This is a genomic window from Janthinobacterium lividum, from assembly GCF_011601275.1.
In the GTDB taxonomy this organism is placed as follows: Bacteria; Pseudomonadota; Gammaproteobacteria; order Burkholderiales; family Burkholderiaceae_D; genus Janthinobacterium; species Janthinobacterium lividum_E.
Window position 1 is genome coordinate 409,123 of sequence record NZ_JAAOLY010000001.1, and the last position, 21,419, is coordinate 430,541.

Annotated in this window: 22 protein-coding genes; 10 read left to right on the forward strand and 12 right to left on the reverse strand. The window is 60.5% G+C overall.

Translation table 11 applies throughout. The features are described from left to right. Positions 1-3: 3 nt before the first annotated feature. The gene (locus GYK42_RS29165; RefSeq protein WP_240943376.1) at positions 4-1,164 is read right to left on the reverse strand and encodes a fumarylacetoacetate hydrolase family protein; all 1,161 of its coding nucleotides are present in this window, start codon (positions 1,162-1,164) and stop codon (positions 4-6) included. A gap of 429 nt (positions 1,165-1,593) precedes the next feature. Between GYK42_RS29165 and chvE the strand changes: the two genes are divergently transcribed. The 3 genes from chvE to mmsB all read left to right on the forward strand — a co-directional run bounded on the left by chvE (position 1,594) and on the right by mmsB (position 5,478). Then, positions 1,594-2,616 (forward strand): multiple monosaccharide ABC transporter substrate-binding protein, encoded by a 1,023-nt coding sequence (gene chvE / locus GYK42_RS01905; protein WP_223278970.1) that lies wholly within the window; start codon positions 1,594-1,596, stop codon positions 2,614-2,616. Between the two features lie 113 nt (positions 2,617-2,729). After that, positions 2,730-4,271 carry a multiple monosaccharide ABC transporter ATP-binding protein gene (mmsA, locus tag GYK42_RS01910; RefSeq protein WP_166446095.1) on the forward strand — a complete coding sequence of 514 codons (1,542 nt, stop codon included), beginning with the start codon at positions 2,730-2,732 and terminating at the stop codon, positions 4,269-4,271. Then, positions 4,261-5,478: a multiple monosaccharide ABC transporter permease gene (gene mmsB, locus GYK42_RS01915; protein WP_166446096.1), complete on the forward strand. Its 1,218-nt coding sequence runs from the start codon at positions 4,261-4,263 to the stop codon at positions 5,476-5,478. The genes mmsA and mmsB overlap by 11 nt, the downstream gene beginning before the upstream one ends. 68 nt (positions 5,479-5,546) lie before the next feature. Here mmsB and GYK42_RS01920 read toward each other — a convergent pair whose 3' ends face one another. Next, a complete protein-coding gene (locus GYK42_RS01920; RefSeq protein WP_166446097.1) occupies positions 5,547-7,181 on the reverse strand; it encodes an NAD(P)/FAD-dependent oxidoreductase in 1,635 nt (544 codons plus the stop codon). Then, the gene (locus tag GYK42_RS01925) at positions 7,181-8,692 is read right to left on the reverse strand and encodes a polyamine aminopropyltransferase (RefSeq protein ID WP_166446098.1); all 1,512 of its coding nucleotides are present in this window, start codon (positions 8,690-8,692) and stop codon (positions 7,181-7,183) included. The genes GYK42_RS01920 and GYK42_RS01925 overlap by 1 nt, the downstream gene beginning before the upstream one ends. Before the next feature lie 59 nt (positions 8,693-8,751). On the opposite strand from GYK42_RS01925, the gene GYK42_RS01930 reads away from it, so the two are divergent. From GYK42_RS01930 to rsgA, 7 genes are all read left to right on the forward strand, one after another. Next, a complete protein-coding gene (locus GYK42_RS01930) occupies positions 8,752-9,138 on the forward strand; it encodes a DUF350 domain-containing protein (protein ID WP_082127519.1) in 387 nt (128 codons plus the stop codon). A gap of 28 nt (positions 9,139-9,166) precedes the next feature. Next, positions 9,167-10,195, forward strand: coding sequence for an SPFH domain-containing protein (locus tag GYK42_RS01935; RefSeq protein WP_166446099.1), 1,029 nt, complete (start codon positions 9,167-9,169; stop codon positions 10,193-10,195). Between the two features lie 10 nt (positions 10,196-10,205). Next, positions 10,206-11,669 (forward strand): DUF4178 domain-containing protein, encoded by a 1,464-nt coding sequence (locus GYK42_RS01940; protein ID WP_166446100.1) that lies wholly within the window; start codon positions 10,206-10,208, stop codon positions 11,667-11,669. Further along, positions 11,666-11,854, forward strand: coding sequence for a hypothetical protein (locus GYK42_RS01945; protein ID WP_046681855.1), 189 nt, complete (start codon positions 11,666-11,668; stop codon positions 11,852-11,854). Before GYK42_RS01940 ends, GYK42_RS01945 begins: the two co-directional genes overlap by 4 nt. Positions 11,855-11,856: 2 nt before the next feature. After that, positions 11,857-12,228, forward strand: coding sequence for an adenosylmethionine decarboxylase (speD, locus tag GYK42_RS01950; RefSeq protein ID WP_166446101.1), 372 nt, complete (start codon positions 11,857-11,859; stop codon positions 12,226-12,228). A 62-nt stretch (positions 12,229-12,290) separates the two neighbouring features. Next, entirely contained in the window at positions 12,291-12,845 is a 555-nt protein-coding gene (locus tag GYK42_RS01955; protein ID WP_166446102.1) for a hypothetical protein, read from the forward strand. A 272-nt stretch (positions 12,846-13,117) separates the two neighbouring features. Then, positions 13,118-14,182, forward strand: coding sequence for a ribosome small subunit-dependent GTPase A (gene rsgA, locus GYK42_RS01960; protein WP_166446103.1), 1,065 nt, complete (start codon positions 13,118-13,120; stop codon positions 14,180-14,182). A 58-nt stretch (positions 14,183-14,240) separates the two neighbouring features. On the opposite strand, the gene GYK42_RS01965 is transcribed toward rsgA, so the two are convergent. From GYK42_RS01965 to GYK42_RS02005, 9 genes are all read right to left on the reverse strand, one after another. Continuing rightward, positions 14,241-14,660 (reverse strand): F0F1 ATP synthase subunit epsilon, encoded by a 420-nt coding sequence (locus GYK42_RS01965; protein ID WP_058050961.1) that lies wholly within the window; start codon positions 14,658-14,660, stop codon positions 14,241-14,243. Between the two features lie 62 nt (positions 14,661-14,722). Next, positions 14,723-16,123, reverse strand: coding sequence for a F0F1 ATP synthase subunit beta (gene atpD, locus GYK42_RS01970; protein WP_034752705.1), 1,401 nt, complete (start codon positions 16,121-16,123; stop codon positions 14,723-14,725). A 29-nt stretch (positions 16,124-16,152) separates the two neighbouring features. Further along, on the reverse strand, positions 16,153-17,028 hold the full coding sequence (gene atpG, locus GYK42_RS01975; protein WP_046681852.1) for a F0F1 ATP synthase subunit gamma: 876 nt from the start codon (positions 17,026-17,028) through the stop codon (positions 16,153-16,155). Positions 17,029-17,090: 62 nt separating this feature from the next. Then, positions 17,091-18,632 (reverse strand): F0F1 ATP synthase subunit alpha, encoded by a 1,542-nt coding sequence (gene atpA, locus GYK42_RS01980; RefSeq protein ID WP_034752701.1) that lies wholly within the window; start codon positions 18,630-18,632, stop codon positions 17,091-17,093. A 78-nt stretch (positions 18,633-18,710) separates the two neighbouring features. Continuing rightward, positions 18,711-19,256 (reverse strand): F0F1 ATP synthase subunit delta, encoded by a 546-nt coding sequence (locus GYK42_RS01985; RefSeq protein WP_166446104.1) that lies wholly within the window; start codon positions 19,254-19,256, stop codon positions 18,711-18,713. 2 nt (positions 19,257-19,258) lie between these two features. Next, complete coding sequence (locus GYK42_RS01990; protein WP_034752697.1) at positions 19,259-19,729, reverse strand: F0F1 ATP synthase subunit B; 471 nt, start codon at positions 19,727-19,729, stop codon at positions 19,259-19,261. A 43-nt stretch (positions 19,730-19,772) separates the two neighbouring features. Further along, positions 19,773-20,051: a F0F1 ATP synthase subunit C gene (gene atpE, locus GYK42_RS01995; RefSeq protein ID WP_034752695.1), complete on the reverse strand. Its 279-nt coding sequence runs from the start codon at positions 20,049-20,051 to the stop codon at positions 19,773-19,775. Between the two features lie 59 nt (positions 20,052-20,110). After that, entirely contained in the window at positions 20,111-20,920 is an 810-nt protein-coding gene (gene atpB, locus GYK42_RS02000; RefSeq protein WP_046681851.1) for a F0F1 ATP synthase subunit A, read from the reverse strand. A 51-nt stretch (positions 20,921-20,971) separates the two neighbouring features. Continuing rightward, complete coding sequence (locus tag GYK42_RS02005; RefSeq protein ID WP_034752692.1) at positions 20,972-21,340, reverse strand: ATP synthase subunit I; 369 nt, start codon at positions 21,338-21,340, stop codon at positions 20,972-20,974. Positions 21,341-21,419: the final 79 nt, after the last annotated feature.

The following is a 21,419-nucleotide window of genomic DNA, read 5'->3' on the forward strand; positions in this document are numbered from 1 at the left end:
GGATCAAAGCAAGCCGCGTTGCGCCAGGTTCTGGTACAGCGCGCGCACGCCAAACGTCCAGGGGGCAATCGCATCGCAGCGCTGTACTTCGTTGACCAGCGCGCCCAACGCGGCGCTGGCAATCGTCACCCTGTCGCCCAGGTGGTGCGTAAAACCGCCGCCCTGCGCGCCGCGGTCCTTCACGGGCGAGAACATGGTCCCCAGGAACAGCATGAAGCCGTCCGGATACTGGTGGTACTGGCCTGCCGTCTGGCGCACCAGGTCGAGCGGGTCGCGGCTGATTTCGCGCATGAAGCTGGCGCCTTCGAGCACGAAACCGTCGTCCGCACCTTCGATCAGCAGCGACACTTCCGCCTCGCGCACGGTGTCGAGCGTGAAGTGCTCGTCGAACAGGCGGATGAAGGGGCCGATGGAGCAGGAACCGTTGTTATCCTTGGCTTTGCCCAGCAACAGGGCGCTGCGTCCTTCGATGTCGCGCAGGTTGACGTCGTTGCCCAGGGTCGCTCCCAGCACCTCGCCGCGGCTGTTGACGGCCAGGACGATCTCGGGCTCCGGGTTGTTCCAGGCGGACGATGGCAGCAAGCCGACCTGCGCGCCGCAACCGACCGACGACATCGGCTGGGCCTTGGTAAACACTTCCGCATCGGGGCCGATGCCCACTTCCATGTATTGCGACCAGGCGCCGCGCTGTTGCAGCTGCTGTTTCAGGCGCTGCGCCGCGTCCGAGCCAGGTTTCAAGGCCGACAGGTCGCCGCCCAATGTCATTTGCAGGGCGGTGCGCAAGCTGGCCGCGCGCGCCGCGTCGCCGCCCGCCTGTTCCTCGATCACCCGTTCGAGCAGGCTGACGGCGAAGGTCACGCCGCAGGCCTTGACGGCCTGCAGGTCGCACGGCGCCAGCAGCAGCGGCTCGCCGGCCGGCGCGGCCAGTGCCTGCTCCAGCAGCGCCTGCACGGGACCGAGCGCGATGCCGGGCGCATGGCGGGCGATATCGAGCGCATCGCTGCGTTCGAACAGCTCGGCCACCGTCGCCACCGTCTGCGTGATGTCGACCACTTCGCCGCCGCGCACGGCGACGACGCAGGGGCCGTCACGCCAGATGCGGCCAATGAGGGTAGCCTGCGCCAGGTCGGCGGGCAACAGGGAGGCGGGAGAAATCGGCTGCATGGCAAGCTTTCAAAAGGTCGTGACGGGATGGCCGGTGTTCAAGTTCGGACCGATTCTGCGCGCCGCCCTGTGTCGCCGCAATTACGAAAATCACCAAATTGAATGATGATTATTGGTATTGCAGTGCACCAAAAAAAGCCGCCGCCCAGCCCCCGTTTCCGCCCTGTGCGCAGGCGGGAAGGCGCGCCATGGCGCATTGCATCAATTGACCCATCGATATCGTTTTGGATATCACCAATGCGAAAAAAGTGATTGGTGAGGGATGGATGGACAAACTAGTATCAGCCGTGGCCTGCAATCGGCCATTCGCACGGAGCCCGCCCGCTGGACGACGGCCCTGGCACATTCAACTATCGAAGACGGTGGAGACCTGAAATGAAAACAACAATGAAAATGCTGACCGCGAGCCTGGCGCTGGCCATCTCCGGCATGGCGGTAATGCCCGTGGCAAGCGCCGCAGACAAGGGCGCGATCGGCATCTCGATGCCAACCAAATCGTCCATGCGCTGGATCGCCGACGGCGACAACATGGTCAAGGTATTCAAGGAGCGCGGCTACAAGACAGACTTGCAGTTTGCCGACGACGATATCCCGAACCAGCTGGCGCAGGTGGAAAACATGATCACCAAGGGCGCCAAGGTGCTGGTGATCGCCGCCATCGACGGCACCACCCTGTCGAACGTGCTGCAAAAAGCGGCCGACAAGGGGATCAAGGTCATTTCGTATGACCGTTTGATCCGCGGCACGAAAAACATCGATTACTACGCCACCTTCGACAACTTCCAGGTCGGCGTGCTGCAAGCGGGCTATATCGAATCGGCGCTGAAACTCAAGGAAGGCAAGGGCCCGTTCAATATCGAACTGTTCGGCGGCTCGGCCGACGACAACAACGCGCACTTCTTCTACAACGGCGCGCTGTCGGTGCTCAAACCCTACATCGACAGCGGCAAGCTGGTGGTGCGCTCGAAACAGATGGGTATGGAAAAGGTCGCTACCCTGCGCTGGGACGGCGCCGTGGCGCAAGCCCGCATGGACAACCTGCTCAGCGCCTACTACGGCAATGCGCGCGTCGACGCTGTGCTGTCGCCGTATGACGGCTTGAGCATCGGCATCCTGTCCTCGCTCAAGGGCGTCGGCTACGGCACGCCGAAGCAGCCGTTCCCCGTCGTGACGGGCCAGGATGCGGAAATCCCGTCGGTGAAGTCGATCATCCGCGGCGAACAGGCGTCAACCGTGTTCAAGGACACGCGCGAACTGGCCAAGGTCACGGCGAACATGGTCGACGCGATGATGAGCGGCAAAACGCCGACCGTCAACGATACGAAGACCTATAACAACGGCGTCAAGGTGGTGCCGTCCTACCTGTTGAAACCGGTCACCGTCGACAAGGCGAACTGGAAGCAGGTGCTCGTCACCGGCAGCGGCTACTACACGGAAGCGCAAGTGAAATAAGCATCCACGGTACTGAAGGCCCGGCGCTGCCGGGCCTTTCGCTTCACGCACTATCAAGAACAAGACTGCCGCACGACCGATGCCGACCGGCACGGCCGTGCCAGAGAGGTTATATGACGAACACTATCCTGGAAATGCGCGGGATACGCAAAACATTCCCGGGCGTCGTTGCGCTCGACAATGTCAACCTGCGGGTACGCAGCGGCGAGATCCACGCCATCGTCGGCGAAAACGGCGCCGGCAAATCGACCCTGATGAAAGTGCTGAGCGGCGTCTACGGCCATGGCAGCTATACGGGCGACATCGACTACCTGGGCCAGACGCGGCACTTCCGCGGCATCAAGGACAGCGAAGAAATCGGCATCATCATCATCCACCAGGAACTGGCGCTGGTGCCCCAGTTGTCGATCGCCGAGAATATCTTCCTCGGCAACGAACCGTCCAGCATGGGCGTCATCGACTGGGAATACGCGCAAAGCAAGACGCGCGAACTGCTGCACAAAGTCGGCCTGAAAGAATCCCCGGACACCCTGATCACCAACCTGGGCGTGGGCAAGCAGCAGCTGATCGAGATCGCCAAGGCGCTGTGCAAGGACGTCAAGCTGCTGATCCTCGACGAGCCGACGGCCAGCCTGAACGAAAGCGACAGCGCGGCCCTGCTCGACCTGCTGCTGGGCCTGAAAGCCCAGGGCATCGCCTCGATCCTGATTTCGCACAAGCTCAACGAAATTTCAAGAGTCGCCGATGCCATCACGGTGCTGCGCGACGGGAACACGGTCGACAGTTTCGACTGCCGCGCGGAACCCGTCAGCGAAGACCGCATCATCGAAAAAATGGTCGGACGCGAAATGGCCGACCGCTATCCGCCGCGCACGCCGACGATAGGCGAGACTATTTTCGAAGTGCGCGACTGGCGCGTCTTCCATCCCGAGCATGCCGACCGCCCCGTCATCAAGGGCATCAACATGCACGCCAAGAAGGGCGAGATCATCGGCATCGCCGGCCTGATGGGCTCCGGGCGCACGGAACTGGCGATGAGCATTTTCGGCCGCGCCTACGGCCAGCGCATCAGCGGCACGGTGCTCAAGAATGGCAAGGAGATCGACGTCAGCACCATCGGCAAGGCGATCGCCCACGGCCTCGCGTACGTGACGGAAGACCGCAAGGGCCTGGGCCTGATCCTTGAGGAGGACATCCAGAAGAACACCAGCCTGGCCAACCTCGATGCGATTTCCAGGCACATGGTGATTGACGAGCAGCGCGAGTTCAGCGTGGCCGAGGATTTCCGCCGCAAGCTCAAGACCCGTTGCTCGAGCGTGGCGCAGAAGGTGGTCAACCTGTCCGGCGGCAACCAGCAGAAAGTGGTGCTGGCAAAGTGGCTGTTTTCGCGCCCCGACGTGCTGATCCTCGATGAACCGAGCCGCGGCATCGACGTGGGCGCCAAGTACGAGATCTACAGCATCATCAGCGACCTGGCGGCCGAAGGCAAATGCATCATCATGATCTCGTCGGAGATGCCGGAATTGCTGGGCATGTGCGACCGGATCTATGTCATGAACGAAGGCCGCTTCGCGGCAGAACTGAGCGCGGCAGAAGCATCGCAGGAGCGAATCATGCGCGCGATCGTTACACACGGAGAAAACAATGGACAATAAATTGACAGCAGGCGCGCCGGCAGCAGCAACGCCAGCGGCCGCGCCGCAAGCGAAAAGCTATGCCGGCTTTTTGAAGAATAATATGCGCGACTACGGCATGCTGCTCTCGCTGATCGTCATCATGGGCTTTTTCCAGTACATGACGGACGGCACCCTGATGCAGCCGCTGAACCTGACCAACCTGGTGCTGCAAAACAGCTACATCGTCATCATGGCGCTGGGCATGCTGATGGTCATCGTGGCCGGCCATATCGATTTGTCCGTCGGCTCGGTGGTCGGCTTCGTCGGCGCGCTGGCGGCCGTCCTGATCGTCAACTACAACATGAATTTTGTCGCCGCCAGCATCCTCTGCCTGCTGGCCGGCGCCGTCATCGGCGGCGCGCAAGGCTATTTCGTCGCCTTCTTCAAGATCCCGTCGTTTATCGTGACCCTGGCCGGCATGCTGGTGTTCAAGGGCCTGACCCTGGCGCTGCTGGCTGGCCAGTCGGTCGGTCCCTTCCCGGAAGGCTTCCAGATGCTCAGCTCGGGCTTTTTGCCCGATCCGTTCGGCGGCGAAAACCTGCGCGGATTTTCACTGCTGCTGGGCGTGATCGCCGCCGCGGCGCTGATCATCACCTCGCTGCGCAGCCGCGCCAAGCAACTGAAACACGGCATGGAAAACGAACCGCGCGCCTTCTTCCTGCTGAAAAACGCGATCTTCGCCGCCGTGATGGTGTATTTCAGCTACCTGCTGGCGTCGTACCGCGGTTTTCCCAACGTGCTGGCCGTGATGTCGCTGCTCATCGTCGCCTACACCTTCATTACCAACCGCACCGTGCTGGGCCGCCGCGTATATGCCGTGGGCGGCAACGAGAAGGCGGCGCGCCTGTCCGGCATCAAGACGGAACGGGTCAGCTTCTACACCTTCGTCAACATGGGCATGCTGGCCGCGCTGGCCGGCCTGATCTTCGCGGCGCGCCTGAACACGGCCACGCCGAAAGCGGGCACGGGTTTCGAGCTGGACGTGATCGCCGCCTGCTTCATCGGCGGCGCCTCGGCCTCGGGCGGCGTGGGCAAGGTGATGGGAGCCGTCATCGGCGCCTTCATCATGGGCGTGATGAACAACGGCATGTCCATCATGGGCATCGGCATCGACTACCAGCAAGTGATCAAGGGCCTGGTGCTGCTGGCGGCCGTCTTCATCGACGTGATTAATAAAAATAAATGAGAAGAACAAGGAAGCACAGGTTCGAGCCTTAGGGGGCTCTGGCCGGCGCTTGCGCCGGCCTTTTTCATTTATGTGATCGCCAGCCGCGCCGCCCTGTCACCCCACCACGCGGCCTCTTCAAATACGGAAAAGCCCGACAGATCGGCATGCGCGAACAGGATGGCGCCGTCGTGCTCGCGCAAGGCTTTGAGCCCCGCATTGCTGCGAAAACCGGGCAACGGTGCGGCCATGGCGTGGCCCCGTACGGTGATGTCGACCCGTTCGACGCAGCTGGCGAAATCGCGTCCATACGCCGTCTTCAAATCGACGCTGGCCAGCGCCAGCAATTCTTCGGGCGTGGCCGTGTCGAGCCACTTGCGTGCTTCCTGCGGCGTGCGGTCGGACAGGGCCACGTAGGCGCTGAAGACGGTTTTCTCGGGCGGACGCACGCGGATGTCCTGGTGGGTCGAGACGACATAGCCGAGGCCAGGCTCCTGGTACACCACGTTGTCCCAGCACAGGGGCGCATGCGGCAATTCATCGGGAAAGCGTTTAAGTAAAAAATTGGCCACCATCCACGGCGCATACGCGGGCGTATGGCGCTTCGCGTCAAAGCCATAGCCGGCGATGTTGTTGACCACGCGGGCCGCCACATATAACGGCATGGCGCAGATGGCCTTGCGCGCCTTGAGCAGGTAGGTACGCGGCTGGCCGTCGACCAGTTCCAGGCACAGCGCCTCCACGCCGTTGGCCGTCGTCTGCACGGAAACCACCGTGCCCGCATGACGCTGGACACCCGAGGCCTGCTCCATGGCCGTGGCGACCGGTTGCATGCCGCCCGGCCAGGTCAGCCAGGCGCCATTGCCCGCGTTGGCCGCCTGGCCCCAGCGGCTGCAATAGTAATGCAGGCCGGCCCAGGCCGAGACCTGGTCGTAGCGCGTGCCGTAGTCGTCGCGGCAGCAGTAATTCAGATACCAGTGCAGGGTGGGCGAGGTATAGCCTTCGCGCTCCATCCACTGCTTTAACGTGATGGTGTCGAGCGCCTGCCAGGCCGGGTCTTGCGACGATTCCACGGTAGGGAACACGAAGACGCGCTTGCCGTCGTTGCCATGCGCCTGGCGCAGGCGCCGCACGTCGGCAAAGAAGCGCTCGTGCTGCGCCAGTTCTTCGGCGGAGACGCCTTCGGTGGGAATGAAGCCGTCCTGCCAGTGGCCGTTGAACAGCAAGCGCTCTTCGGGCGCGTGCAGGATGTAGCGCTCGTCATAATATGGCTTTTCCGCTTGCGGATCGCGCTGGATGATCCCCAGGTCGAACAGGATTTCGCGCACATGGGTCGATTCGGGCGACGGCAGCGGCAAATAATGGCCTCCGGTCGGATAAGCCAGGTCGCCGAACTGCCCGCCAGCCGCGTTGCCATACGGTTGCGGGCCATCGATCATGAGGAAATCCTTGTGCCCCAGCTTGTTCAGGCGCCAGGCGGCCGTCAGGCCGGCGATACCCGAGCCGAGGATAGCCACGTCGGTGTGCAAGGTGCGTGAAGGTGGCGGCAGCGCCTTGCGCTCGCGCAGCAGCTCACGCAAATAATGTCCTTCGCTGCGGCCCGGGTACAGCACCTTCGGCGTGATTTCCTGCCAGCGCAGGTAGGCGGCGATGCTGCCGATGCCGATGCCGGCGGCGGCTGCCGTGCCGCCGGCGGCCCACAGCATGAAGGAGCGGCGCTGCATCAGCGGATCACCCGGTTCCAGTCCTGCTCGAATTCATGCACGAGCGACTGGGTATTCAAGCGGTTGGGCGCCATCGGCAGCGGCTGCATGTCGGGCGGGAAGATGAACATTCCGCGCGTGGTGTCCGCATTCAGGTAGCGCATCGGCAGGCGGTAGCTGGTGGGCGGTTTGTAGTCGAGCTGGGGAGAAGCAAGGATAAACCCCCATTCGCCGAACGAAGGCACGTAGGCGTGGTAGGGCCAGGTACGCATGCCCACTTCGCGCAGGGTCGAATTGATGGTCCAGTAGGCGTGCGGGGCAAAGAACGGCGACGTCGACTGCACCACCATCAGGCCCTTGGCCGCCAGGTGTTTTTTCACCAGGTCGTAGAACGGCACCGAATACAGTTTGCCGAGTGCGAAGCTGGACGGGTCGGGGAAATCGACAATGGCCGCGTCGAACATGTCGCCGTTGTTGCGCAGCCAGACGGCGGCATCGGCATTGACGACGGTGACGCGCTTGTCCGAGAACGAACTGTTATTCAGCTTGGCCAGTTCCGGGCGCGTGGTAAACGCGGCCGTCATGGCGGGGTCGAGGTCGACCACGGTGACGTGCTCGATGTGGGGATAACGGAGGATTTCGCGCAGCGCCAGGCCATCGCCGCCGCCCAGCACCAGCACGCGGCGCGCCCACGGCAGCGCTTCCAGCACGGGGTGCACCAGCGCCTCGTGGTAGCGGTACTCGTCGCGCGAGGAAAACTGCAGGTTGCCGTTGATGTACAGCCGCGTATCATCCTTCCAGTGCGTGATCACCAGGCGCTGATAGGGCGTGGTGGTGGAATACACGATCTCGTCGCCGAACAGGCCGTGTTCGCCCCAGGCCACCATGCGGTCCGACATGGCAAAGCCGGCGATCAGCACCAGCATCACGGCGCAGGCACGCAGCAAACGCCCCGTGAGATTTTTCAGCTCGGCGCGGAACACATAAATGCTCCACAGACCCACGCCCACATTCAGCATGCCGAACAGGAAGCCCGTGCGCACCAGGCCCAGATATGGCGACAGTACCAGCGGAAACAGCAGGGAGACGGCCAGCGCACCCAGGTAGTCGAACGTCAGCACGCGGCTGACCAGCTCGGAAAATTCCGTCTGGCGCGTGTTCAGGGCGCGCATCACCAGCGGCACTTCCATGCCAACCAGTGCGCCGATCAGGAACACCATCACATACAATAAGGTGCGAAATGGCGCGGCCATCCACGAGAACGTCATGAACAGGACGGCGGCCGACAGGCCGCCGATCAGGCCCACGGCCAGCTCGATGTCGACGAAGCGCGAAAGCACGTCGTCGTCCTTTACGTATTTTGAAAAGTGAGCGCCCACACCCATCGCGAACAGGTAGCAGCCTATGATGGTGGAAAACTGCAGGATGGAGTCGCCAAGCAGGTAGCTGGACATGGCGCCAGCGATCAGTTCATACGCGAGGCCGCAGGAGGCGACCACGAAGACGGACAAAATCAGAATCTTTTTGTTCATTGGACTTTTTTTGTTCTAATATGCGTTGACGTTATCAAATGCTCATTGCGAGGAATGCCGTGCCCGACATCCTAAACTATCTGATCCACCTTTTACTTGCCGCCGCGCTGCTGATTGTATTTTTTATCATCTACACGCGCGTCACGCCGTATAACGAAGTACTGCTGATCCGCCAGGGCAACCAGGCGGCGGCCCTGTCGCTGGGCGGCGCCATGCTGGGCTTTTCCGCCACCATCGCCTCGTCCCTGATGCACACGGCCGGCTACCAGCAATTCTTCGCCTGGGCCTTTGGCGCCATGGTGGTGCAATTGCTCGCCTATGTGGTCACCACGCGATTGCTGCGCATGTCGAAGGACCAGATCGAATCGAACAACAGCGCCTTCGGCGGCCTGCTGGCCGCCATTTCCCTGTCGATCGGCGCCATCAACGCCGCCTGCATTTCCTGACGTTTTTACCTCATTCAAGGACACCATCATGAGCCTCGGCAGCTTTATAAAGAAGCAGTTTATCGACGTACTGCAGTGGAACGAAGAGACGGAAGGCGTACTGGCCTGGCGTTTTCCCATGCAGGATTTCGAGATCCAGAACGGCGCCATCCTGAATGTGCGCGAATCGCAGGTCGCCGTCTTCGTCAATGAAGGCAAGATCGCCGACGTCTTCGGTCCCGGCACGCACAAGCTGACGACGCAAACCTTGCCATTGCTGACCAACCTGAAAAACTGGGACAAGCTGTTCGACTCGCCGTTCAAGTCGGACGTGTATTACTTCAGCACGCGCGTGCAGACTGGCCGCAAGTGGGGCACGCCGCAGCCGATCACCATCCGCGACAAGGATTTCGACATGATCCGTGTGCGCGCCTTCGGCATGTACTCGTACCGCATCGCCGACGCCCGCACCTTCTTCACCGAGATCAGCGGCACGCGCGAAGTCTATACGCGCGACGAGGTGGAAGATCAGCTGCGCGGCATTCTGATGTCGAGCATGGCCAGCTCGCTGGGCGGCGCGAATGTCCCCTTCCTCGACATGGCGGCCAACCAGGCCCTGATGGCGCAGGAAGTCAAGGATGGCCTGACGCAGGCGTTTGCCCGCTACGGCGTGGGCCTCGATGAATTCAACGTGGCCAGCATCAGCCTGCCGGAGGAATTGCAGGCGGCGCTCGACGAACGCATCTCGGCCGGCATGAAGGGCGGCCTGGGTGCCGACAAGATGAGCGGCTACACGAAATTCCAGGTGGCCAACGCGATCCCGCTGGCGGCGCAAAACGAAGGCGGCATGGCCGGCATCGGTGCGGGACTGGGCGCCGGACTGTCGATCGGCCAGGTGATGGCGCAAAGCATGGGCGGCGCGCTGCAGCAGCAGGCGCCGGCGGCGCCGCCAGCCCCCGTGGAAGAACCTATCGAAGCGCGCCTGGAAAAACTCAAGGGGCTGCTGGACAAGGGGCTCATTTCGCCGGCCGACTACGACGGCGCCAAGGCTGAACTGCTGAAAAAACTGATCGGCTAAGCGCGACTGCATGCAAACTGTTTCCTGTCCCAGCTGCGGCGCGGAAGTCCGTTTCCGCTCGCACGCTTCCGTGCTCACCGTGTGCGAGTACTGCCACAGCACCATCCTCAAGGACGCCGATTCCGTCAGGGACGTGGGCAAGATGTCGGCCGTCCTGGAAGACTATTCACCGATCCAGATCGGCACGGACGGCGTGCACGATGGCCAGCACTTCACCGTCGTCGGCCGCATCCAGCAGCGCTACAGCGCCGGCACGTGGAACGAGTGGTATCTGCTGTTCGATGACGCCAGCACGGCCTGGCTGGGCGACTCGTCCGGCCTGTACACCCTGACGCGCGAACGCAGCACGCAAGACGCCCTGCCCGCCTTTGGCGAGCTGGCGCCAGGCAAGCGCTACACGATCTGTGGCGAACCGTACACGGCGGCCGAGATCCGCAACGCCGAATGCATCGCCGGCCAGGGTGAATTGCCGTTCAAGGTGGGCGCCGGCTGGCGCATCCAGGTGGCGGACTTCCGCAACTACGCCAGCTTTGTCACGCTCGACTACACGGATGGCCCGCAACCGGTCGTCTACCAGGGCGTCGCCGTCACCCTGGACGGTTTGAAGTGCCAGCTGCTGCGCGACGACGACGCCATCGCCAAGAGCGCCGGCAAGTATCGCGGCAAGCTCGATGCGCTCGACTGCCCTTCCTGCGGCAACGGCATCCACTATGTGCCCGGCGCGGCGGCGCAACTCGTGTGCCCCGCCTGCCACGCGCAGCTCGACGCCAGCGGCCCGGAAGCGCAGGTACTGGCCATCGGCAAGCAGGTGCACGACAACGCCGACATTTCCCTGGAACTGGGCGCCAGCGCGAAGATCAGCAATGTCGACTTCACGGTGATCGGCATGATGCGCCGTGCCGACGACGAAGGCAGCGAGTGGAACGAATACCTGCTGTACAACGCGCGCGCCGGCTTCTTCTGGCTGGTGGAGACGGACGATGGCTGGTCGCGCTCGAACGTGCTGCCGAACTGGCCCAACTGGACGTCGCTGGACGCCGATACCTGCACGCTCGACGGCGCCACCTATCGCAAACTGTATGACTACGGCTCGCAAGTCGTGTATGCGGCCGGTGCCTTCAACTGGAAAGTGGCTGTCGGCGACAGCACGCACGTGCATGAATTCGAGCAGGGACAGACCAAGCTGGCGGCGGAAATCACCGGCGAGGAAATGACCTGGTCGCGCTCCGTCCCCGTCGCCTATGACCAGATGGCCGCCTGGTTCGGCGCCTCCTTCCATGGCGGCGACCAGGTGCACAATATCCAGCTGAGCCACCGCGGCATCGCCAAGGTCTTCATCGTCATCGTACTGGTCTTGAATGCGATCCCGATGTTCGTCTCGTTCTCCAGCACCTTGATGTGGAGTTTGCTGGGCTGCCTGGCGCTGTTCCTGCCTGCCGCTTTCCTCGACAAGAATGCAAAGAATCCCCCATGAGTAAATATGTGATCTATGCCCTGATGGTGACCTTCAGTGTCACGGCCGCCAACTGGGTGCGCATGTTCAAGGTGGCCGGCAGCAGCAGCGGCAGCAGCTGGAGTTCGCGCACGGGCACCGGCGGCGGCAGCTACGGCGGTGGTTATGGCGGCGGCTCCGGCGGCGGTGGCGGGAGTCACAAATAAGCATGGCGTCCACACCGCATCTGCCCCTGGGCATCCATCTGCTGGCCGACCTGTCGGGCATCGCGCCGGCCCCCCTGCGCGATTGCGCGGCGCTCGAGCGCCTGCTGCGCAACGCCGCCGTCGCGGCCGGCGCGCAAGTACTGCACGGCCATTTCCACAGCTTTGGCCCGGGCCAGGGCGTCACGGGCGTGCTGCTGCTGGCCGAGTCGCACATCTCGCTGCATACCTGGCCCGAGGTCGGCTTTGCCGCCGTCGACATCTTCATGTGCGGCGCGGCGCGGCCGCAGCTGGCGCTGGACATCATCAAGGATGCGCTGCAGGCAGCGCATTGCCAGCTGCAGTCCGTACGGCGCGCGCCGCCCGGGCATTCCTAGCGTCTGGTGGATCGCGTGGGGATCGCTTACACTGTCGGCTCATTCCCCCAACCGTGACTCCCATGCGCCGTTCCGCCCTCCTTGCCCTGCCCCTGCTGCTGCTGGTTTCCGCCTGCGATGACTACACGGCGCCCAGCCTGTATCAGGCCACCACGCCCGAGTGCAAGACGTGGACGGAGGGCTCGCGTTTCGAGCTGCCGCGCGGTATCAGCATCTACGCCACGCCGCCCGTCACCCTGAAGGAAGGCGGCACGGAGCTGGCGCTGATTTTTACTTTGCCCGTCGGTACGCAAACCAGTTTTACGCGCCTGTCCTTTCTGCTGGAAGAACCGAAACAGCCGCCCTTCGCGCAAGCCAAGATACTCACCATTTACCAGCGCGGCATGAACCAGAAGGCGGAGATCGTCGACGTCATCGAGCAGCTGCCCATGATGTTTTCCGCCGTCGGCAACAGTAAGGAAACCCAGTGGCGCCTGCGGTTGCAACTGCCGCGCCAGCTGCCGCAGCGCTTTGATCTGTCGATGCCTGACATGCTCGTCGGCGGCAAGCGCTATCCGGTGCGCACGTTTACGTACCGCTATTTCCCCGAGCGCCAGGCTTACGGCATGTGCAGCTAAGCCACAGCTTCTGTTGACGGCGGCGCAGGCCGCTGGCACACTGGTGTTTTCCATCACACAACAGGAGTAGACAACATGCGCCATTCGGATACTGCCGTGCTGTCGGCTGCCTGATCACCGTTTTTCCCCGCTAAGCCTTTTAGCCCGCAATTCCCATACGCTGATCGCGTAGCCGACTTCCTTTCTTTCGTGCCAGTCAAAGCGACTGGCGGTGCCTGCACGCGCAGGCGACATGTCCGCACGCGGACGACAGAATCTGGAATCACGCTACCATGATCGCATTCGATTTTGCGCAACTACGCCTTATTGGGCTGCAGCAGGCCATCGCCAGCGCAGCCACCCAACTCGACATCTCTTCCCCCGCCGCGCAACTGATGCGCGTTTGCGCCGTGCACCGCGACAGCATCATCGTGCACGACGGCAGCCTGGAACACCCGGCACAAATCCTGCCGCGCCTGCTGCACCAGCTGCAGCAACACGACACCATCCTTGCCGTCGGCGACTGGGTCGCCGCCGAATACGATGGTCACGGCACGCTGTGGATAACGGCACACTTATCCCCAGTCACGCAAATCGCCCGGCGCGGCAATGACGGCCGTCGCCAGGCACTGGCCAGCAATGTCGATACGGCCCTGCTGGTGATGGGACTGGACGAAGATTTTAATCCGCGCCGCCTCGAGCGTTATCTGTCCATCGTGCTGGCGGCGCAAGTGACGCCCGTGGTGGTGCTGAGCAAGGCCGACGTGGCCGACGACGTACCGGGCAAGCTGGCGCAGCTCAGAGAACGCCTGCCGCCCCACGTGCCCCTGTTTGCCATCGATACGCGCCATGCGTATGACGTGGCCATCCTGGAACCCTGGTTGAGCACCGGCCAGACCCTGGTGCTGCTCGGTTCATCGGGCGCCGGCAAGTCCAGCCTGACCAATACTTTATGCGCGACGGAGCAGGCAACCAACGGCGTGCGCCATGGCGACGGACGCGGGCGCCACACGACGACGGCCCGCTCGCTGCACCTGTGTACCAGCGGCGCCTGCATCATCGACACGCCGGGGCTGCGCAGCTGGCGCGCCGATGCCGATGCGCAAACCTTGGCAGCCACGTTTGACGACATCGCGGCGCTGGCGGCAACATGCCAGTTCCGCGATTGCCGGCATGCCAGCGAACCCGGTTGCGCCGTGCGCGGCGCCGTCGATGGGGACCGCCTGCGCAATTATCACAAGCTGCTGCGCGACGCCCGGCGCAGCGAGGAGACGCCGCTCGAGCGCATCGCCGCGCGCGCCAAGTGGAAGACGATATTGAAGGCGGGGCTGGAAAGGGGAAAGGACAAACGCCGCTAATTTTTGCTGAAAAAAAAAGGCAGCCCGAAGGCTGCCTTTCTTGCGCGGCGCAAATTGATTAAATCTTGCGCAGCTTCTGGATCGCTGCCAGTTGCGCAATCGCGCTGGCCAGCTCGGCTTGCGCTTGCGCGTAGTCGATGCCCGAATCCTTGTTGTGGATATTTTCTTCCGCCAACTTCTTCGCTTCCAGCGCTTTCGCTTCGTCGAGGTCGTGACCGCGGATCGCGGTATCGGCCAGGACGGTCACGGTATCCGGTTGCACTTCCAGCAGGCCGCCGGCAACGAAGACGAACTCTTCTTCTGCCTGGCCGACTACCTTGATGCGGACCGCGCCCGGACGGATGCGGGTAATCAAAGGCGTGTGGCGTGGGTAGATACCCAGCTCGCCCTGTTCACCCGGCAACGCGACGAATTCTGCTTCACCTGAAAAAATCAGTTCTTCAGCGGAAACCACGTCAACGTGAATTGTGTGTGCCATGTGTGTCCTATCGGGTTGAAGAACCCCGCCTTCTGAGGGGCGGGGTTAGGCCCAGACTTAACTTAGTTAAGTTTCTTGGCTTTTTCGATTGCTTCTTCGATCGTGCCGACCATGTAGAACGCTTGTTCCGGCAGGTGATCGAGTTCGCCCGAAGCGATCATCTTGAAGCCCTTGATCGTGTCTTTGAGCGAAACGTATTTACCAGGCGCGCCGGTAAAGACTTCAGCGACGTGGAAAGGCTGCGACAGGAAACGCTGCATCTTACGTGCGCGGGCGACCAGCAGTTTGTCTTCCGGTGCCAGCTCGTCCATACCCAGAATCGCGATAATGTCGCGCAATTCCTTGTAGCGTTGCAGGGTCGTTTGCACGGCACGCGCGGTGTCATAGTGCTCTTGACCAACGATCAACGGATCGAGCTGACGCGAGGTCGAATCCAGTGGGTCCACGGCTGGGTAGATACCCAGGGAAGCGATGTCACGCGACAGCGCAACGGTCGAATCCAAGTGAGCAAACGTGGTAGCAGGCGACGGATCGGTGTAATCATCGGCTGGAACGTAGACGGCCTGGATCGAGGTGATCGAACCGGTCTTGGTCGACGTAATACGCTCTTGCAGACGGCCCATTTCTTCAGCCAGGGTCGGTTGGTAACCCACAGCCGACGGCATACGGCCCAGCAGTGCCGAGACTTCGGTACCAGCCAGGGTAAAGCGGTAGATGTTGTCGACGAAGAACAGAACGTCCTTGCCTTCATCACGGAACGATTCAGCGATCGTCAGGCCGGTCAGCGCGACGCGCAGACGGTTACCTGGCGGTTCATTCATCTGACCGTAGACCATCGCTACTTTGGAGTTCTCTGGATTTTCCAGATCGACCACTTTCGCGTCAGCCATCTCGTGGTAGAAGTCGTTACCTTCACGAGTACGCTCACCAACACCGGCGAACACGGACACGCCGCTGTGCGCTTTGGCGATGTTGTTAATCAGTTCCATCATGTTCACGGTCTTGCCTACGCCAGCGCCGCCGAACAGACCAACTTTACCGCCTTTTGCAAACGGGCAAACCAGGTCGATCACCTTGATGCCGGTTTCCAGCAGTTCTTGCGATGGCGACAGTTCGTCGTATGCAGGAGCCGTGCGGTGGATCGACGCGATCTGCTCGTGCGACACTGGGCCGCATTCGTCGATCGGGTTGCCCAGCACGTCCATGATGCGACCCAGGGTTGCTTTACCGACTGGCACCATGATAGGTTTGCCGGTGTTCTGGATCATCATGCCGCGACGCAGGCCATCGGACGAGCCGAGTGCAATGGTACGGACAATGCCGTCGCCCAACTGCTGTTGTACTTCCAGGGTCAGTTCCGAGCCTGCCATCTTCAAGGCATCAAATACCTTGGGCATCGCGTTGCGGGGAAACTCAACGTCCACCACAGCGCCGATACACTGAACGATTTTGCCATCAGCCATGTTCGTTCCTTCAATATAGTTAAATTCGTTTAAACCGCAGCCGCACCGGCGACGATTTCGGAGAGTTCTTTGGTAATCGCAGCTTGGCGGGTCTTGTTGTAGATCAGCTTCAATTCGCCGATCACACTACCCGCGTTGTCGCTTGCAGCTTTCATCGCGACCATCCGCGCCGATTGCTCGGACGCCAGATTCTCCGCGACTGCCTGGTACACCAGCGCTTCTACATAGCGCTCCAGCAATTCGTCGATCACGCTTTGCGCGTCCGGCTCGTAGATGTAATCCCACGAGTGGGCACCCTTGTCGGCGACCATCTTGTCGGCCGTCAGGGGCAGCAATTGCTCCACGACTGGTTCCTGTTTCATCGTGTTGATGAATTTGGTGTAGCACAGGTACACTGCATCGATCTTGCCTGCCTGGAACTCTTCGAGCATGACCTTGACAGGTCCGATCAGTTTGTCCAGGTGGGGCGTATCACCAGTTTGAATGGCAGAGGCGACGATCTTGACGCCGATGCGATTCAAAAAACCCAAACCCTTGTTACCGATGGCAACTGCTTCAACCCGGTTGCCAGCTGCTTCCAGCTCGCGCGACTTCGACGTCACCTGGCGCAGGATGTTGGTGTTCATGCCGCCGCACAGACCCTTGTCGGTCGTGACAACGATGAAACCCACTGCCTTCGCTTGCGTGCCCTGGGCCGCTGCCAGGAACGGGTGCGTGTATTCCGGATTGGCGGTCGCCAGATTGGCGGCGATATTCCGAATCTTGTCACTGTAGGGACGGGCGGCCCGCATCCGGTCTTGCGCCTTGCGCATTTTGGACGCGGCGACCATTTCCATCGCCTTGGTGATCTTCTTCGTATTCTCTACGCTCTTGATCTTGCCTCGTATCTCTTTGCTTGATGCCATGAGTCCTTACTCCTTCTGCGCGTAGGGCGGCGCCTCACTCGAGGTGGGCGCCGCCTGGCCGCTTAATATGCGCCGGATTTCTTGAAATCAGCAATGGCCGCCGACAGAGTTGCTTCGCTGTCTTTGTCGAGTTGCTTGGTTTCTTCGATCTTGGCCAGCAGAGCAGCTTGCTTGGTCTTCATGTAAGCGTGGACACCAGCTTCGAACGACAGCACTTGCTTGACTGGCACGTCGTCCATGAAGCCTTTGTTCACCGAGAACAGCGATACGGCCATCAGCGAGATCGACAGTGGCGAGTATTGGGCTTGCTTGAGCAATTCCGTGACGCGGGCACCACGGTCCAGCTGCTTGCGGGTCGATTCATCCAGGTCCGAAGCGAACTGCGCAAACGCGGCCAGTTCACGGTACTGCGCCAAGTCGGTACGGATACCGCCGGACAGGTTTTTGATGACCTTGGTCTGGGCGGCGCCACCGACGCGCGATACGGAAATACCGGCGTTAATTGCAGGACGGATACCGGCGTTGAACAGCGAGGTTTCCAGGAAGATCTGACCGTCGGTAATCGAAATCACGTTGGTTGGAACGAATGCGGACACGTCGCCAGCTTGCGTTTCAATGATCGGCAACGCCGTCAGGGAACCGGTCTTGCCTTTGACGGCGCCGTCGGTGAACTTCTCGACGTAGTCGGCGTTCACGCGTGCTGCGCGTTCCAGCAGGCGGCTGTGCAGGTAGAACACGTCGCCTGGGTACGCTTCGCGACCTGGTGGACGGCGCAGCAGCAGCGAGATTTGACGGTATGCAACAGCTTGTTTGGACAGATCATCGTAGACGATCAGTGCATCTTCACCGCGGTCACGGAAGTATTCGCCCATGGCGCAACCGGAGTACGGCGAGATGTATTGCATGGCGGCCGATTCCGAAGCGGAAGCGGCGACAACGATGGTGTATTCCATCGCGCCGTGCTGTTCCAGCGAGCGCACGATGTTCTTGATCGACGAGGCTTTTTGGCCAATCGCGACGTAGATACATTTCATGCCCTGGCCTTTTTGATTGATGATCGCATCAATCGCCACAGCCGACTTGCCGGTTTGACGGTCGCCGATGATCAGTTCGCGCTGGCCGCGGCCAACTGGAACCATCGCATCGATCGACTTCAGGCCGGTTTGCATTGGTTGCGAAACGGATTCACGGGCGATCACGCCCGGTGCGATTTTTTCAATCGCGGCCGTCAGTTTGGTCTCGATGGCGCCTTTGCCGTCGATCGGCTGGCCCAGTGCGTTGACAACGCGGCCGAGCAGCTCAGGACCGACTGGCACTTCCAGAATGCGGCCGGTGCATTTCACCGTGTCGCCTTCGGAGATGTGCTCGTAGGCACCCAGAATCACGGAACCGACGGAGTCGCGTTCCAGATTCATTGCCAGGCCAAACGTGTTGCCTGGGAATTCCAGCATCTCGCCTTGCATCACGTCCGACAAACCGTGGATGCGGCAGATACCGTCGGCGACGGAAATAACCGTGCCTTGATTACGCACTTCAGCGCCGCCGTCAAGACCTTGGATCCGGCTCTTGATCAACTCGCTGATTTCAGATGGGTTGAGTTGCATACTAACTCCTAAAAGTGTTTCTCTCAGCTTGCGCGAGGGGTAAGGGTCTGTCTAAGCTGGCCTGCCGAAGCGCGTGTCTTACGACACCAGTGCAGCGTGCAGTTGCTGCAACTTGGCGCGCACCGAGGTATCGAGCACTTGGTCGCCAACGACCACGCGCACGCCGCCGAGCAGCGATGGATCCACTGTGACGGCAGGGTTGAGCTTACGACTGAATTTCTTTTCCAGCGTTGCGACCAGCTCGGCCGTTTGGCCTTCGCTCAGATCGAAAGCGCTCGTGATCTCGGCGTCAGCCGCACCTTCCAGGCCATTTTTCAAGGCATGGAATTGCGCGCCGATTTCCGGCAGCAGGCTGATGCGGCCATTTTCGATCAACATCGTGACGAAGTTTTTCACTTCCTCATTGAGCGGCGATTTCAACAACGACAGGATGGTGGCGGCGACGTCGCTTTCCGAAACTTTCGGATTGCGCGCGTACGCCTGTACCTCGGGGTGGCTACCGATCTGTGCCAGTTCGGACACCAGCTCGGACCACGCCACGAGGTTGCTTGACTCCTTACCAGCTTGGGCTACGCGGAACAAAGCTTCCGCGTAGGGACGGGCGACGGTTGCGAGTTCTGCCATGATTACAGCTCGACAGCAAGACGCTGCAACATTTCGGCGTGAGCCGTAGCGTTAACTTCACGCTTCAAGATCTGCTCGGCACCCTTGACAGCCAGGTCAGCCACCTGAGCGCGCAATTGTTCGCGTGCTTTCGACAGTTGCTGTTCGGCGTCCGACTGGGCTTGCGCAATGATACGCGCAGCTTCAGCTTGTGCATTTTGCTTGATCTCTTCAGCAACCAGCTGCGCGCGCTTTTCAGCGTCCGCAACGCGTTGCGACGCTTCTTCACGTGCACTGTTCAATGCCTCTTGCGCACGCTTTTCAGCGACTGCCATCGAAGCTTGACCTTGATCGGCAGCAGCCAATCCATCCGCGATTCGTTTGGCACGCTCATCCAGCGCATTGTTCAGCGCTGGAAATACGAACTTCATCGAGAACCAGACCAACACCGCGAAGGTGATCATCTGGCCGATGAGCGACATATTGATGTCCATACCTTTGCTCCTAACTAAAAGTTTCTCCTAGGGTTGGAGCGAATTACTGAGCAACAGCCGTCAGAGCGGACAGGAACGGGTTAGCGAACGTGTACAGCAGAGCAACACCAACGCCGATCATCGAAATAGCATCCAGCAGACCAGCGATAACGAACAGTTTGGTTTGCAGTTGTGGCATCAGTTCTGGTTGACGTGCCGAAGCTTCCAGGAATTTGCCACCCAAGATAGCGAAGCCCAGAGCGGTGCCGATTGCGGCCAGGCCGATGATGATTGCTGCTGCCAGAACGGTCATGCTTTGTACTTGTGCGATCAGAGCTTGCATAAAATTCTCCTAAATTTAAAAACGAAAGATACTAAAAAAACAAAATATAAAGTTAATGATTAATGTTTCTCAACCGCGAGGCTCAGATACACAACCGTCAACGCCATAAACACAAAAGCTTGCAAAGTTACAATCAAGATATGGAAAATTGCCCATGGACCACCCAACGCCCACTGTGCCCACCAAGGCAACAACGCGATCAAGATGAAAATCAGTTCGCCGGCATACATATTGCCGAACAGTCGCAGCGACAGGGAGATCAGTTTTGCAACCAGCTCAACCATTTGCAGCAAGAAATTGACAGGTGCCAGGGCGATCGTGCCGATCAGGCCGCTCGCGTGGAACGGTGCCGTGAACAGTTCCTTGATCCAGCCGCCCAGGCCCTTGGCCTTGATCGAGAAGGCGATCACGCACAGCACGACCGACAGCGACATAGCGAAGGTGTGGTTGACGTCGGCGGTCGGCACGGCGCGCAGTTTATGCACGCCAAACCAGCTCAGGATCTTCGGCAACAGGTCAACCGGCAGGAAGTCCATCGCGTTGAGCAACCAGACCCACACAAAAATAGTGATGGCCAGCGGCGCGATGACCTTGCTTTTCGCGTGGAAAGCCCCATTAATAGTGTCATTGACGATTTCCATGACCATTTCGACGAAGTTTTGCAACTTGCCAGGGACACCAGCCGTCGCGCGGCGCGACGCCATATAGAAAACAGCCAGGAAGACAAAGCCCAGAATGGCCGAAATCCAGAACGTATCCAGATTGATCATGCCGTCGGCACTTCTCAGGTGGGCCAGATGGTGACTGATGTATTCTGTGGCGTTGGCCGGGGCAGCATGGCCCGCTTCAATAGCGTGTTCTGTGGTCATAATGAATTTAGATTTGTCGTTTCAGAGCTCAACAGGCCCCAAAACCAATGATTAAACAGCGAGCAATGAAAACCAGTATGCTAAGGTTGCCACCGCGAAACCCAAGATCAGCCATAACCAGGCGGCCGACTGAAACAACACCAGTGCCAATATAAACAGCACCGCTGTGATAAATATTTTCACCACTTCTGCGCGCAAATGCGCCCGGAATGCCTTATTGGCGTCGCTAGAACCGCGAACCACCAACAGGGCATACACCAGGCTACCGATGACTGCGATAGCGCCGCCGTACGCGGCGGACCAGCCTCTGACACTGCCACCGAAAAACAGGGTGACCGTGGCAAAACTGATAGCGATTGCTAGCTGCAAGGCAACTACTTTGTAGACTGGCTTGGCAATACTTTGTTGTGAATCACTCAATTACCAAGTTCCCAGAAAAATCTACACACGCAAAGACACGGGATTATAGTTGGCTTTGATCTATAGAGTCAAACGTTGC

Coding starts and splice junctions, on each gene's coding strand:
- GYK42_RS29165 (WP_240943376.1), bottom strand. CDS start 1,164: ATGCAGCCGATTTCTCCCGCCTCCCTGTTGCCCGCCGACCTGGCGCAG.
- chvE (WP_223278970.1), top strand. CDS start 1,594: ATGGCGGTAATGCCCGTGGCAAGCGCCGCAGACAAGGGCGCGATCGGC.
- mmsA (WP_166446095.1), top strand. CDS start 2,730: ATGACGAACACTATCCTGGAAATGCGCGGGATACGCAAAACATTCCCG.
- mmsB (WP_166446096.1), top strand. CDS start 4,261: ATGGACAATAAATTGACAGCAGGCGCGCCGGCAGCAGCAACGCCAGCG.
- GYK42_RS01920 (WP_166446097.1), bottom strand. CDS start 7,181: ATGCAGCGCCGCTCCTTCATGCTGTGGGCCGCCGGCGGCACGGCAGCC.
- GYK42_RS01925 (WP_166446098.1), bottom strand. CDS start 8,692: ATGAACAAAAAGATTCTGATTTTGTCCGTCTTCGTGGTCGCCTCCTGC.
- GYK42_RS01935 (WP_166446099.1), top strand. CDS start 9,167: ATGAGCCTCGGCAGCTTTATAAAGAAGCAGTTTATCGACGTACTGCAG.
- GYK42_RS01940 (WP_166446100.1), top strand. CDS start 10,206: ATGCAAACTGTTTCCTGTCCCAGCTGCGGCGCGGAAGTCCGTTTCCGC.
- GYK42_RS01945 (WP_046681855.1), top strand. CDS start 11,666: ATGAGTAAATATGTGATCTATGCCCTGATGGTGACCTTCAGTGTCACG.
- speD (WP_166446101.1), top strand. CDS start 11,857: ATGGCGTCCACACCGCATCTGCCCCTGGGCATCCATCTGCTGGCCGAC.
- GYK42_RS01955 (WP_166446102.1), top strand. CDS start 12,291: ATGCGCCGTTCCGCCCTCCTTGCCCTGCCCCTGCTGCTGCTGGTTTCC.
- rsgA (WP_166446103.1), top strand. CDS start 13,118: ATGATCGCATTCGATTTTGCGCAACTACGCCTTATTGGGCTGCAGCAG.
- GYK42_RS01965 (WP_058050961.1), bottom strand. CDS start 14,660: ATGGCACACACAATTCACGTTGACGTGGTTTCCGCTGAAGAACTGATT.
- atpD (WP_034752705.1), bottom strand. CDS start 16,123: ATGGCTGATGGCAAAATCGTTCAGTGTATCGGCGCTGTGGTGGACGTT.
- atpG (WP_046681852.1), bottom strand. CDS start 17,028: ATGGCATCAAGCAAAGAGATACGAGGCAAGATCAAGAGCGTAGAGAAT.
- atpA (WP_034752701.1), bottom strand. CDS start 18,632: ATGCAACTCAACCCATCTGAAATCAGCGAGTTGATCAAGAGCCGGATC.
- GYK42_RS01985 (WP_166446104.1), bottom strand. CDS start 19,256: ATGGCAGAACTCGCAACCGTCGCCCGTCCCTACGCGGAAGCTTTGTTC.
- GYK42_RS01990 (WP_034752697.1), bottom strand. CDS start 19,729: ATGGACATCAATATGTCGCTCATCGGCCAGATGATCACCTTCGCGGTG.
- atpE (WP_034752695.1), bottom strand. CDS start 20,051: ATGCAAGCTCTGATCGCACAAGTACAAAGCATGACCGTTCTGGCAGCA.
- atpB (WP_046681851.1), bottom strand. CDS start 20,920: ATGACCACAGAACACGCTATTGAAGCGGGCCATGCTGCCCCGGCCAAC.